Annotated in this window: 12 protein-coding genes; 7 read left to right on the top strand and 5 right to left on the bottom strand. The window is 72.3% G+C overall.

Features of this window, described 5'->3' with window-relative positions; translation table 11 throughout:
* Positions 1–66 precede the first annotated feature (66 nt).
* Both ACFWEJ_RS10040 and ACFWEJ_RS10035 read right to left on the bottom strand, forming a co-directional pair.
* A complete protein-coding gene (locus tag ACFWEJ_RS10040) occupies positions 67–468 on the bottom strand; it encodes an FKBP-type peptidyl-prolyl cis-trans isomerase (protein ID WP_182619247.1) in 402 nt (133 codons plus the stop codon).
* A gap of 58 nt (positions 469–526) precedes the next feature.
* A complete protein-coding gene (locus tag ACFWEJ_RS10035; protein ID WP_377229059.1) occupies positions 527–1,438 on the bottom strand; it encodes a LysR family transcriptional regulator in 912 nt (303 codons plus the stop codon).
* An 83-nt stretch (positions 1,439–1,521) separates the two neighbouring features.
* Between ACFWEJ_RS10035 and ACFWEJ_RS10030 the strand changes: the two genes are divergently transcribed.
* Complete coding sequence (locus ACFWEJ_RS10030) at positions 1,522–2,493, top strand: DMT family transporter (protein ID WP_377229058.1); 972 nt, start codon at positions 1,522–1,524, stop codon at positions 2,491–2,493.
* A gap of 76 nt (positions 2,494–2,569) precedes the next feature.
* Here ACFWEJ_RS10030 and ACFWEJ_RS10025 read toward each other — a convergent pair whose 3' ends face one another.
* Complete coding sequence (locus ACFWEJ_RS10025; RefSeq protein WP_377229057.1) at positions 2,570–3,868, bottom strand: RNA polymerase sigma factor; 1,299 nt, start codon at positions 3,866–3,868, stop codon at positions 2,570–2,572.
* Between the two features lie 38 nt (positions 3,869–3,906).
* Positions 3,907–4,329: a YciI family protein gene (locus ACFWEJ_RS10020; protein WP_377229056.1), complete on the bottom strand. Its 423-nt coding sequence runs from the start codon at positions 4,327–4,329 to the stop codon at positions 3,907–3,909.
* 279 nt (positions 4,330–4,608) lie between these two features.
* Here ACFWEJ_RS10020 and ACFWEJ_RS10015 point away from each other — a divergent pair, with 279 nt between their 5' ends.
* The 4 genes from ACFWEJ_RS10015 (at position 4,609) to ACFWEJ_RS10000 (ending at position 8,998) form a co-directional block, all read left to right on the top strand.
* The gene (locus ACFWEJ_RS10015) at positions 4,609–6,537 is read left to right on the top strand and encodes a glycoside hydrolase family 15 protein (RefSeq protein WP_377229055.1); all 1,929 of its coding nucleotides are present in this window, start codon (positions 4,609–4,611) and stop codon (positions 6,535–6,537) included.
* A 130-nt stretch (positions 6,538–6,667) separates the two neighbouring features.
* Complete coding sequence (locus ACFWEJ_RS10010; protein WP_377229054.1) at positions 6,668–7,573, top strand: alpha/beta fold hydrolase; 906 nt, start codon at positions 6,668–6,670, stop codon at positions 7,571–7,573.
* Positions 7,566–8,225, top strand: a complete 660-nt coding sequence (locus tag ACFWEJ_RS10005; protein ID WP_377229053.1) for a TetR/AcrR family transcriptional regulator — start codon at positions 7,566–7,568, stop codon at positions 8,223–8,225. The genes ACFWEJ_RS10010 and ACFWEJ_RS10005 overlap by 8 nt, the downstream gene beginning before the upstream one ends.
* Positions 8,222–8,998 carry a hypothetical protein gene (locus ACFWEJ_RS10000; protein WP_377229052.1) on the top strand — a complete coding sequence of 259 codons (777 nt, stop codon included), beginning with the start codon at positions 8,222–8,224 and terminating at the stop codon, positions 8,996–8,998. The genes ACFWEJ_RS10005 and ACFWEJ_RS10000 overlap by 4 nt, the downstream gene beginning before the upstream one ends.
* Before the next feature lie 73 nt (positions 8,999–9,071).
* On the opposite strand, the gene ACFWEJ_RS09995 is transcribed toward ACFWEJ_RS10000, so the two are convergent.
* Positions 9,072–9,953 (bottom strand): Bax inhibitor-1/YccA family protein, encoded by an 882-nt coding sequence (locus ACFWEJ_RS09995; protein WP_377229051.1) that lies wholly within the window; start codon positions 9,951–9,953, stop codon positions 9,072–9,074.
* Positions 9,954–10,130: 177 nt separating this feature from the next.
* Between ACFWEJ_RS09995 and ACFWEJ_RS09990 the strand changes: the two genes are divergently transcribed.
* Together ACFWEJ_RS09990 and ACFWEJ_RS09985 are read left to right on the top strand one after the other, a co-directional pair.
* A complete protein-coding gene (locus tag ACFWEJ_RS09990) occupies positions 10,131–11,084 on the top strand; it encodes an ABC transporter ATP-binding protein (protein ID WP_377229050.1) in 954 nt (317 codons plus the stop codon).
* Complete coding sequence (locus ACFWEJ_RS09985; RefSeq protein ID WP_377229049.1) at positions 11,081–11,968, top strand: ABC transporter permease; 888 nt, start codon at positions 11,081–11,083, stop codon at positions 11,966–11,968. The genes ACFWEJ_RS09990 and ACFWEJ_RS09985 overlap by 4 nt, the downstream gene beginning before the upstream one ends.
* The last annotated feature ends 69 nt before the right edge of the window (positions 11,969–12,037 follow it).

Below are 12,037 nucleotides of genomic sequence, written 5' to 3'. Positions count from 1 at the left end.
GGCCTGACAGGCGTCAGAGCCGCAGATACCCCGCACTCAGCGGTTCAGGCGGTGTGGTTCAGGTGGTCACTTGACGTCGACGACGTCCACCACGAAGACGAGGGTGTCGCCGCCGCCGATGCCGGCCTGCGGCACGCCGCGCGCGCCGTAGCCGTGCTCCGGCGGGATCGAGAGCAGCAGGCGCGAGCCGACGTTCTGGCCGACCATGCCCTTGTCCCAGCCACCGATGACGGCGCCGACGCCGATCGGGAAGTCGATCGTGGTGCCGCGGTCGTAGGAGTTGTCGAAGACGTGGCCGCCCCAGGTCTGGCCCAGGTAGTTCACCACGATGGTGCGCCCGGACTCGACGACCGGCCCGTTGCCCTCGGCGAGCACCTGCACCTGCAGGCCGGCGGGTGCGCCACCCTCGGGGAAGGTCAGCTCCGGCTTGTCGCCGAAGGACCCGGAGGCGGTAGGAAGCGTGGTCACGAGGATTGCCTCTCGCTCGGAATGACGCCGGTCGCCCGGCGTCGGGTACCTGCCCACCCTATGCGGCCACCACCGCTGCCCGCGAAGCGACGGCGGCCCGGCGCAGCGCCTCCAGCGCGGCGATCGCGGGCGGGGTGTGCGCGACGGCGTCCTGCAGCACCGCGTAGATCGAACGCACCGGGGCGGGCCGCACCACGGGCACGGACACGGTGCCGGCCGGGAGCTGGACGGCGCCGAGCTCGGGCAGCACGGTCATGCCGATCCCGGCCTCGACGAACGCGACGGCCGTCGGGTAGTCGTGCGCCTCGACGTGGAACGTGGGGCTGAACCCGGCGGCCGTGCACGCCTCCAGCAGGTTGCGGCGGCACCAGCCGCGCGCGAAGTCGTTGTCGACCCACGACTCGTCGGCCAGCTCGGCGAGCTCGATCTCGTCCCGGCCGGCGAGCCGGTGGTCACGCGGCAGCACGGCGACGTACGGGTCGTCGAGCAGGTGGTGCGCGGTGAACCCGCTGCCGGCGTCGAACCCCGTCTGGGCGACGGCCACCTGCAGGTCGGCCCGGTCCTCGGTCTTGTCCGGGATGTGCTCGGCGAGCTCCAGGTCCAGGCGGACGCCGGGAAAGTCCGTGGTGATCACCCGGACGACGTCGGGCAGCCAGGCCGAGCCCACGGACGCGAAGTAGGCGATCGAGAGCGAGCCGGTCCGGCCTGCGCGCAGGTCGGCGACCATGGACTCGGCCTCGCCGAGGCGTTCGAGCACGCCGTCCGCCTGCGCGGCCAGGGCCCGCCCGGCGGCGGTGGGGCGGATGCCCCGGCCGTGCCGCGCCAGCAGCTTAAGGCCGGTCTCGCGCTGGAGCGCGGAGACGTGCTGGCTGACGGCCGACGGGGTGTAGCCGAGGTTCGCCGCCGCGGCGCCGATGGATCCGGACGCGACGACGGAGCGGAAGACGCGGAGGCGGTGGACGTCGAGCATGCGCACCACTGTACAGCCGCACTGAATTCAGATGAAGGAACAATCGCTGGTGCTTCACAGTGGTTTGGGGCCAGGATCGCACCATGACCAACACCACGGCCGATAACCGCCAGACGCCGCCGCTCGCGCCGGGCAGTGTTGCGGCCATGAGCACCGCCACCGTCCAGGACGTCCCCAGCGCGCCGCCGGCCACGCACCGCCTCCTGGTCCCGGCCGCCGCCGCGGTCACCGTGGTGCTGTGGGGCTCGGCGTTCATCGGCATCCGGTCCGCCGGCTTCGACTACTCGCCGGGCGCCCTCGCCCTGGGCCGCATCCTCGTGGGCACCCTCGCGCTCACGGTGATCGCCGGGCTGGCCGGCAAGCTGCGGCTGCCCCGGGGCCGGACCCTGGTGGGCGTCGCCGTCTGGGGCGTGCTCTGGTTCGGGCTGTACAACCTCGCCCTGAACGCCGCGGAGCGCACGCTCGACGCCGGCACCGCCTCGCTCCTGGTCGGCCTCGCGCCCATCCTCATCGCGGTGTTCGCCGGGATCTCGCTGGGCGAGGGCTTCCCCGCGCGGCTCCTGGTGGGCATCGGCATCGCGTTCACGGGCGTCGCCGGCATCGCTCTGGCCACCTCGAGCGGGGCGTCCGACGTCGTCAGCGTGCTCCTCGGGCTGGCCGCCGCCGTCATCTACGCCGGGAGCACCATCCTCCAGAAGCGGCTGCTGCCCCAGGTCGACTCGCTGACCATGACCTGGCTGGGCTGCCTGGCCGGGACGATCGCCTGCCTGCCGTTCGCCCCGGTGCTCCTGCGTGAGCTCGCCGCGGCCCCGGCGCAGGCCACCCTGAGCGTGGTCTACCTGGGCGTGTTCCCCACCGCGATCGCGTTCGTCACCTGGGGATTCGCCCTGACCCGGACGACGGCGGGCCGCCTCGGCGCCGCGACCTACGCCGCCGCGCCGCTCGCGGTGCTGATGTCCTGGGCCCTGCTGGGCGAGGTCCCCACCCCGGTAGCGCTGGCAGGCGGCGCCCTGTGCCTCACGGGCGTCCTGGTAGCCACCCTCCGCCTCCGCTGAGTGCTGGGTATCTGCGGTTCGACAACGTTTCGCGACTACAAATACCCAGCACTCAACGAGGCGGGCAGGCGGCGGGTTACGGGAGGGCGGCGGCCTTGGCTTCCAAGACGCCGCGTTCCGCGGCGTTGCCGCAGAGTTCCGCCGCGCGGAGGTACTCGCCGCGGGCCTCCGCCGTGCGGCCGAGCCGCGACAGCAGCTCGCCCCGCACGCCGGGCAGGAGGTGCGACCCGGCCAGCACGCCCTGGTCGACCAGGCCGTCCACGACCCGCAGCCCCAGGTCGGGCCCGTGCGCCATCGCCACGGCCACGGCCCGGTTGAGGTCCACCACGGGCGACGGCGCGACGCGGCCCAGCGCCTCGTAGAGCAGCACGATCCGCGCCCAGTCGGTCTCCGGCACGGACGGGGCCACCGCGTGGCACTCGGCGATCCCGGCCTGCAGGGCGTAGCTGCCCATGCCCGCCGGGCCGACGCCCCGCCGGAGCGCCGCCCGGCCGCGGGTGATCGCCGCGCGGTCCCAGCGCCGCCGGTCCTGGTCCTCCAGGAGGATCGGCTCCCCCGAGGGCCCGGTCCGCGCCGGGAACCGGGCGGCGGTCAGCTCCAGCAGCGCGAGCAGGCCGAACGTCTCGGGCTCGGGGGCGAGCCGGGTCAGCACGCGGGTCAGGCGCACGGCCTCGCGCGCCAGGTCGTGCCGGATCCAGTCGTCGCCCGACGTCGCCGACGAGCCCTCCGTGAAGATCACGTACAGCACGTTCCGCACCGACGAGAGCCGGGCGACCCGGTCCTCGCCGTCGGGCACCTCGAACGGTACCTGCGCCGCCGCGATCGTCTTCTTGGCGCGCGTGATGCGCGCTTGGACCGTGGCGACGGGCACGAGGAACGCGCGGGCGATCTCCTCGCTGGTCAGACCGCCCACGACCCGCAGGGTCAGCGCGATCCGCGCCTCCCGGGACAGCACCGGGTGGCAGGAGACGAACATGAGGGCGAGCACGTCGTCGTCGATCCGCCCGGGGTCGAGCAGCGCCGGCTCGGCGCCCGGGTCGCCCGCACCGGCGCCGGCCCCGGGCGCCGTCGGGCCGCCCACCACCACCTCGCCCTCGGCCAGGCCGTGCGCGAGGGCGGCGTACCGCTCGTCCCGCCCGGCCCGACGCCGGTAGGCGTCGATCGCCCGGCGCCGGGCCGTCGCGATGAGCCACGCCGCGGGGTCGCGCGGCGTGCCGTCGCGCGGCCAGGAGACGAGCGCCGCGGCGAGCGCCTCCTGGGCCACGTCCTCGGCGAGCTCGAAGTCGCGGGTGTAGCGGGTGAGCGCGCCGACGATGCGCGCGGACTCGATCCGCCAGACCGCCTCGACGGCCCGTCGTGCGGCGTCGTCGTCCATCTCCCCGCCCTTCCTGCCGCTGCCCTGCCGGTCCCGGCTCAGAGCTGGCCGGTGGACTCGCGCCAGGCCCGCTCGTTCTGGATGTGCTCGTTGTCCTGCGGGAACTGGTCGAGCTCGGTGACCTTGCGGATCTCCGCCTTGCTGCCGGGCCCGGCGAGCGGCGCGCGCTTGGCCCACTCGACGGCCTCCTCCTTCGAGGCGACCTCCAGGATCCAGAAGCCGTTGAACAGCTCCTTGGTCTCGCCGTACGGCCCGTCGGTCACGACGGGCGTCTCGGTGGAGTAGTCGACGACGACGGAGTCGGCGGCATCCTCGAGGCCCTCGCCGGCCACGAGCACGCCGGCCTTGATCATCTCCTCGTTGAACGCGCCCATGTCGTTGATGATCTTCTGGAAGTCCATGTTCTGGTAGGCGGTCACCGTCTCGTCGGTCGCTCGCATGATCAGCATGTACTTCGCCATGGTTTCTTCTCCTCCGTAGTTTTCCGGTCCCTGGTGGGACCTTCTCATCCACAGGTCGAACGGGAAACAGGTGGATCGACACGACCCGGGAATCAGTTTCGTGGAGCATGCGGACAGGTTCCGCGCGTCACACAGATCCGGCTTGCCAGGCGCGCGGAACGTGCGGAACCCTTGATACTCATGACGCTCGAATCGATTGAAGCGCAGGGGCCCGACGCCCCTGCCGCCGGTACGTCCTCCCGGCGCGGCAAGAAGCCGACGCCCGCCAGCCCGACACCGGTGAAAACGCACAGATCGAGCGACGCCCCGTCCCCGCAGGCCTGGGACGGACGCAGCAAGTTCCCGCACATCGGCGAGTACGGGTTCCTGTCGGACTGTGAGGCCAACGCGCTGATCGCGCCGTCGGGCAGCGTGGAGTGGATGTGTATCCCCCGCCCCGACTCGCCCAGCATCTTCGCCAAGATCCTCGACCGCGGAGCCGGCCACTTCCGCGTGGGCCCGCACGGCGTGCGCGTGCCCAGCGCGCGCCGCTACCTGCCCGGCACGCTCATCCTCGAGACCACGTGGCAGACGGAGACCGGCTGGCTCGTGGTGCGCGACGCCATGCTGATGGGGCCGTGGCACGACCTCGAGTCGCGGTCCGGGACGCACCGCCGCACGCCCACGGACGACGACGCCGAGCACATCCTGCTGCGCACCATCAAGTGCGTGTCGGGCACGGTCGAGGTCGAGGTCGAGTGCGAGCCGCGCCCCGACTACGCGCGGTCCGAGGTGGACTGGGAGTACGAGAACAGCGGGTACTCCGCGGTCGTGGCCCGGATCGGCGACTCGACCCCGGACGTGCACCTGCGGTCCAGCCTGCGGTTCGGCCTGGAGGGCAAGCGGGCGACGGCGCGCACGCGGATGTCGCAGGGCGACGAGCACTTCGTGGCGATGTCCTGGGGCTCGCAGGACCCGCCGACCAGCTACAAGGAAGCCCTCGACGCGATGTGGCGCACCGAGCGGTACTGGCGCGACTGGATCACGCAGGGCACGTTCCCGGACCACCCGTGGCGCGTCTACCTGCAGCGCTCGGCGCTCACCCTGAAGGGGCTGACCTACTCCCCCACCGGCGCGCTGATCGCTGCGGCGACGACGTCGCTGCCCGAGACGCCGGGCGGTGAGCGCAACTGGGACTACCGGTACGCGTGGATCCGCGACTCGACGTTCGCGCTGTGGGGCCTGTACACGCTGGGCCTGGAGCGCGAGGCCAACGACTTCTTCGCGTTCATCCAGGACGTCTGCCGCGACAACCGGCAGCTCCAGATCATGTACGGGGTGGGCGGCGAGGAGACGCTGGAGGAGTTCGAGCTGCCGCACCTGTCGGGCTACGAGGGCGCCCAGCCCGTCCGGATCGGCAACGCCGCGTACGACCAGCGCCAGCACGACGTGTGGGGTGCGGTGCTCGACTCCGTGTGGCTGCACGCCAAGTCGCGCGACCAGCTTCCCGAGTCCCTGTGGCCCATCCTCAAGCGCCAGGTCGAGGAGGCCATGAAGCACTGGCACGAGCCGGACCGGGGCATCTGGGAGGTGCGCGGCGAGCCGCAGCACTTCACCAGCTCCAAGCTCATGTGCTGGGTGGCGATGGACCGCGGCGCCAAGCTCGCCCGGCTGTACGACGAGCCCGACTACGCCAAGGCGTGGCAGAAGATCGCCGACGAGATCGCCGACGACATCTGCACCAAGGGCGTGGACGACCGCGGCGTCTTCACGCAGCGCTACGGCGACCCGGCGCTGGACGCGTCGCTGCTGCTCGTCCCGCTGCTGCGGTTCCTCCCGTCGGACGACGAGCGCGTGCGGGCGACCGTGCTGGCGATCGCGGACGAGCTCACCGAGGACGGCCTGGTGCTGCGGTACCGGACGGACGAGACCGACGACGGTCTGCGCGGCGAGGAGGGCTCCTTCACCATCTGCTCGTTCTGGCTGGTGTCCGCGCTGGTCGAGATCGGCGAGGTGGAGCGGGCCCGGGCGCTGTGCGAGCGGCTGCTCGGCTACGCGTCCTCGCTCGACCTGTACGCGGAGGAGATCGAGCCCGGCAGCGGCCGGCACCTGGGCAACTTCCCGCAGGCGTTCACGCACCTGGCCCTGATCAACGCCGTGATGCACGTGATCAAGGCCGAGACCGGCGAGGCCGAGAAGGGCTACTTCGGGGTGCCCCGGTCCATGTGATCCGTCGCGTCCCCCGCTGAGTGCGGGATCTTCGCCCTGTCTGCCCTGGTCGGCAGCGCGAAGATCCCGCACTCATCCTTTTTGCAGAGGGGTCTTGCGCCGTTTGGCTAATGGGCGTAGCTTTGCGGCTATGACAACCAGCCAGAGCAACCAGCTCTCCTTCCTCCGGCGGCCCGAGGGCAACATCGCCTACACCGACGCCGGGTCCGGTCCGCTCGTCGTCGCCATGCCCGGCATGGGCGACCTCCGGTCCACCTACGACGACCTCGCCCCCGCGCTCGTCGACGCCGGCTACCGCGTGGTCGTCGCGGACCTGCGCGGCCACGGCGACTCCGACACCACGTTCCGCACGCACGGTGACGACGCCACCGGCACGGACTTCATCGCGCTCGTCGAGCACCTCGGCGCCGGGCCGGCCGTGCTGCTCGGCAACTCGATGGCGTCGTCCGCCGCCGCCTGGGCGGCCGCCGAGCGTCCGGAGCTCGTGCGCGGGCTCGTCCTGCTCAGCCCGCTCCTGCGCCAGCCGGGCTCCCCGGCCATGCAGAAGGTGCTGCGCGGCGTCTACCGCGTGCTCCTCGCCCGGCCCTGGGGCGCCGCGTTCTGGGCCGCCTACTACTCGTCGATCAGCAAGGGCCGCCGCTCCGCCCGGCACGCCGAGCAGGTCGCGGAGGTCCGGCAGAGCCTGCGCGACCCGGCGCACCTGCGCTCGTTCCGCGAGCTCACCATGGTGCTCGACCACTCGGTCGTCGAGGCCCGGCTGTCCGAGGTCGCGGCGCCGTCGCTGGCCGTGGTCGGCGCGCTCGACCCCGACTTCACCGACCCGGCGAAGGAGCTCACCTGGATCACGGAGACGATCGGATCGCGCGGCGTCCTGGTCGACGAGGCCGGGCACTACCCGGCGCAGCAGGCGCCCGACGTCGTGGTGCCGGCCGTGCTCGACTTCCTCGCCGGGCTCCCGGGCCGGCCGGCCGACGGTGAGGCCGACGGCGCGAACGGCGCCGCGTCCGGCGGCGTGGGCGGCGGCCGGAATGCCTAGGGCGGGCCTGTCGCACGACGCCGTGGTGCGCCTGGCGCTGGAGGTGGTCGACGACGGCGGGGCGCGCGGGTTCGCGGACCTGACCCTCGCCAAGGTCGCCGCGAAGGCCGGCGTCGCGGCCCCCAGCCTCTACAAGCACGTCGGCTCGCTGGCCGACCTGCGCCGCGAGGTGGCCCTGATCGCCGTCCGGGAGGTCACGGCCGCCGCGACGTCGGCGACCGTCGGCCGGGCCGGGAGCGACGCCCTGCGCGCGCTCGCGACCGCGTGGCGCACCTACGCGCACGCCCACCCCGGCAGGTACGGGGCCACCCAGGTCGGACCCGACCCGGAGGACCCGGCGGACGCGAAGCTCCGCGAGGCGGCCGCCGAGAGCGTCCAGGTGGTCGGCGCCGTGCTGCACGGCTTCGGCCTGCCCGACGAGCGCCTGATCGATGCCATCCGCGCCGTCCGGGCGGGCTTCCACGGCTTCTTCGTGCTGGAGCTCGGGGGCGGCTTCCGGATGCGGGAGGACGTCGACCAGAGCTTCGCCGTGCTGCTCGACATGCTCGTCGTGGGCGTCACCGCGCTCGCCGCCTCGGACGCGGTGCCCGGCACCACTCCCGCACCATCCGACACCGTGCTGGACCACGACACCGCTGGGAGCCACCGATGAACACCGCTCAGGGCACCACCACCCGCTCGTCCGCCACGAGCCCTTCGACCGCCGGCCGCGCCGCGGCCCGCTCGACGACCGCACGCTGGACCGCCGTCGCCTTCGTGGCGGCGGGGCTCACCTTCTTGCTCTTCCCCGTGCTGCGCCCCTGGCCGGACGAGACCGTCGCGAGCGCCGACCTGGCCACCGCCTTCGCCTCCGACCGCTGGGTCGTGGCGCACCTGTGCGGCATCCTCGGCCTCGGCCTGATCGCGCCGGCGCTGCTCGGTCTGCGGACGCTGCTTGCTGGTGTTGGTACTGGTACTGGTGCCGGCGTCCCGGCCCCGCGGGCACCGGGCGTCCGGAGCGCGACCTGGGCGCTGATCACCGCCTGGGCGGGCGCCGGGTTCGCCGCGCTCTACTTCGGGGCCGAGATCTTCGGCATCCGCACCCTCGCCGAGGCGGCGCTGCGCGACGGCGACCTCGGTCTGCTCGCCGAGGTCGAGGTGCTGCGCATGCAGCCGTGGGCCATCACGGCGTTCGGCGCCGGGCTGCTCCTGCTCGCGGCGTCCGGGGTGCTCCTCGCCGTCGCGCTGTGGCGGACGAGCACGCGGGGTTCGGGCGCGCAGGGTTCGGGCACGCACCCGAGGTGGATCGGACTGCCGCTCGCGCTCGGCCTGGTGCTGGTGCTCCCCCAGTTCTTCGGCGGCCCGGAGCTGCGGATCACGCACGGTTTCCTGGTCGCGGTCGGTTGCGTGCTGGTCGCCGGCGCGGTCTGGAACCGTCGGGCATGACGAAGGCGTGCACCCCGTCGGGGCGCACGCCTTCGTCCTGCCGGCACCGACCGCGTCAGCGGCCGGCGGAGCGTCAGTCGCTGCTGTTGAAGATCGCCAGCAGGCGCAGGAACTCCAGGTACAGCCAGATCAGCGTCACCAGCAGGCCGAAGGCCGCCGACCACGCCATCTTGGCGGGCACGCCCGCCTCGACGCCACGCTTGATGGAGTCGAAGTCGACGATCAGCGACGCGGCGGCCAGACCAACGGCCACCAGGCCGATGATGATGCCGAACGTGCCGCCCCGCATGCCCCAGCCGCCGAGCACGCCGGTCCACACCAGGACCAGGTTGATCAGCGAGAACGCGGCATAGCCGACCATCGCGATGATCAGCCAGCGCGTGAACTTCGGGGTGACCCGCACCTTGCCCGACTTGAACAGGAAGAGCGCGGCGGCGAAGGTCGCGACGGTCGCGAGCACCGCCTGGAGCACGATCCCGTTGGTCTGCGCCTCGTAGAACATCGAGATGCCGCCGAGGAACATGCCCTGCGCGATCGTGTACAGGATGATCAGCACGGGGCTCGGGTTGCGCTTGAACGCGTTGACCAGGCCCAGCACAAGACCCGCGATCATGCCGAAGATCCACAGGCCCGGCGCCAGCGTCCACGTCGCCGCACCGACCACGACCAGGAGGGCGAGCAGCCCACCGGTCTTCACGATCACGTCGTCGTAGGTCAGCCGCTTGGTGTCCGCCGTGGTGGCGGACGGCGACTGGTACATCGCGTCGAGCTGCGACGCGTCCATCGCCTGCTGTCCCGCGGCGCCGTACTGACCGTACTGGCCAGGCTGCGGCGGAGTGCCGTATGCGGGAGTCTGGTTGGGGTAGGTGGCGGTGCCGCCGCGACGCGCACCGGCAGCGCCGGTGCGACGGGGCTCACCGAAGACGTCGCTTCTAGAAAAGACGGGGTTGCTCATCTGCTCCTCCTGGTCTGTCTGACCATCCTAGGGAACGCTGCAGACACTCCAGGAGTTCCCAGGTCATACCAACGGATGAAGTGGGTCCGACCACGGGATGATCCGGACCGGTATTGGGTGCGCCGGCCATGTCCTCTACCTACTCTCGTAGTTACGAGTCTCCTGGAAGGGCAAGTGATGATCGAGGCCAGAGGCCTGATGAAGAGGTACGGCGCCAAGACCGCCGTGAACGACGTCACGTTCACCGTCCAGCCGGGCCAGGTGACGGGCTTCCTCGGCCCGAACGGCGCCGGCAAGTCGACCACCATGCGCATGATCGTGGGGCTGGACCGGCCCACGGCCGGCTCGGTCACCGTGAACGGCAAGCCGTACACGGCGCACCGCCGTCCGCTGGCCGAGGTCGGCGCCCTGCTCGACGCGAAGGCCGTGCACACCGGCCGCACCGCGCGCAACCACCTGCTCGCCATGGCCGCGACGCACGGGATCGCCACCCGGCGCGTCGACGAGGTCATCGAGCTCACCGGTCTCCAGCCCGTCGCGAGCAAGCGCGTGGGCGGCTTCTCGCTCGGCATGGGCCAGCGCCTCGGCATCGCGGCGGCCCTGCTCGGCGACCCGCGCACCCTGATCCTGGACGAGCCCGTCAACGGGCTCGACCCCGAGGGCGTGCTCTGGGTCCGCAACATCGCGAAGTACCTGGCGTCCGAGGGCCGCACGGTCTTCCTGTCCAGCCACCTCATGAGCGAGGTCGCGCTGACCGCCGACCACGTGATCGTGATCGGCCGGGGCCGCATCCTCGCCGACTCCCCGGTCGCGGAGTTCGTGGACGGCGCCGCCCGCAAGGTCGTGCGCGTCCGGTCGCCGCAGGCCACGGAGCTTGCCGACCTCCTGAAGGCCAAGAACGCCGAGGTCGAGGACGTCGAGCCCGGCCTGCTGGAGGTCCGCGGGGCCGAGGCGTCCGCCGTCGGCGAGCTGGCCGCCTCCTCGCGGATCGTGCTGCACGAGCTCACGCCCGTCGCGTCCACGCTCGAGGAGGCGTACATGTCGCTCACCGCCGACTCGGTGGAGTACCAGTCCGAGGACCTCGCCCACGTGGCCGCGGCGACGTCCCACATCGAGGGGAGCAAGGCATGAGCGCGACGGTGACCGCTCCGGCGAGCGGAGCGTCGTCGGGCCCGACGGCGGAGCACACCCAGGTGCACAACGTGACCTTCTGGCGCGTGCTGCGCTCGGAGTGGATCAAGCTGTGGACGCTGCGCTCGACGTGGTGGACGCTCGGGGCGACCGTCGTGGTGATGGTCGGCTTCGCGCTGCTGCTGGCGTTCGTCGTGCAGCTCTTCGGCAACGAGATCGAGGGCGCCTCGCCCGAGGACCAGGCCGCGATGAGCGGCATGCTCGGCGGGCCCGCGGTCGTGGCCGCGGGCTACGAGATGGCGGCCCTCGTGGTCGCGGTGCTCGGCGCCCTGATGATCACCGGTGAGTACTCCACCGGCATGATCCGGTCCACGTTCGCGGCAGTGCCCGCCCGGCTCCCGGCCTTCTTCGGCAAGGCCGTGGTGCTCATCCTGGTGACGGCGGTGCTCACCACCGTGTCGCTGGCCCTGAGCTGGCTCGTCACCTACCCGCTCCTGAACCCCAACGACGCCACCGTCGACTTCGGCGACAGCGGCCAGGTGCGCGCGCTGGGCGGCACCGTGCTCTACGTGACCCTCGTGGCCGTGTTCGCCCTGGCGCTCGGCGCGCTGCTGCGGCACACGGCGGGCGCGATCTTCACCGTGGTCGCGATCTTCCTGGTGATCCCCACGATCTTCCAGGTCGCGACGTTCGCCGCGGCCCAGCTCGAGTGGGTCGGCGTGGTGAACAAGCTGCTGCCGAGCGTGGCGGGTGCGCAGATCACGCCGAACGCGGGTGCGTTCCCCGACGTCCTCGACCCGTGGGTGGGCATCGGCGTGCTCGCCGGCTACACGGTGCTCGTGCTGGCCGGCGCGTCGGCGCGGCTGAAGCTGCAGGACGCGTAGCGACCTCGGCCCGCGGGCGTTCCCCGCGGGAGAGCTCTTGCTCCCCGAGTCGTGTTGCTCCGGGTAGAC

Source organism: Promicromonospora sp. NPDC060204, from assembly GCF_042728455.1.
Taxonomy (GTDB): Bacteria; Actinomycetota; Actinomycetes; order Actinomycetales; family Cellulomonadaceae; genus Promicromonospora.
This window is presented reverse-complemented; position numbering and strand designations above follow the sequence as displayed.

Excerpts from the sequence above, each read along its gene's own strand:
- ACFWEJ_RS09990 (WP_377229050.1), top strand. The coding sequence starts at position 10,131 with ATGATCGAGGCCAGAGGCCTGATGAAGAGGTACGGCGCCAAGACCGCC.
- ACFWEJ_RS10005 (WP_377229053.1), top strand. The coding sequence starts at position 7,566 with ATGCCTAGGGCGGGCCTGTCGCACGACGCCGTGGTGCGCCTGGCGCTG.
- ACFWEJ_RS09995 (WP_377229051.1), bottom strand. The coding sequence starts at position 9,953 with ATGAGCAACCCCGTCTTTTCTAGAAGCGACGTCTTCGGTGAGCCCCGT.
- ACFWEJ_RS10025 (WP_377229057.1), bottom strand. The coding sequence starts at position 3,868 with ATGGACGACGACGCCGCACGACGGGCCGTCGAGGCGGTCTGGCGGATC.
- ACFWEJ_RS10030 (WP_377229058.1), top strand. The coding sequence starts at position 1,522 with ATGACCAACACCACGGCCGATAACCGCCAGACGCCGCCGCTCGCGCCG.
- ACFWEJ_RS10035 (WP_377229059.1), bottom strand. The coding sequence starts at position 1,438 with ATGCTCGACGTCCACCGCCTCCGCGTCTTCCGCTCCGTCGTCGCGTCC.
- ACFWEJ_RS10000 (WP_377229052.1), top strand. The coding sequence starts at position 8,222 with ATGAACACCGCTCAGGGCACCACCACCCGCTCGTCCGCCACGAGCCCT.
- ACFWEJ_RS10020 (WP_377229056.1), bottom strand. The coding sequence starts at position 4,329 with ATGGCGAAGTACATGCTGATCATGCGAGCGACCGACGAGACGGTGACC.
- ACFWEJ_RS09985 (WP_377229049.1), top strand. The coding sequence starts at position 11,081 with ATGAGCGCGACGGTGACCGCTCCGGCGAGCGGAGCGTCGTCGGGCCCG.
- ACFWEJ_RS10010 (WP_377229054.1), top strand. The coding sequence starts at position 6,668 with ATGACAACCAGCCAGAGCAACCAGCTCTCCTTCCTCCGGCGGCCCGAG.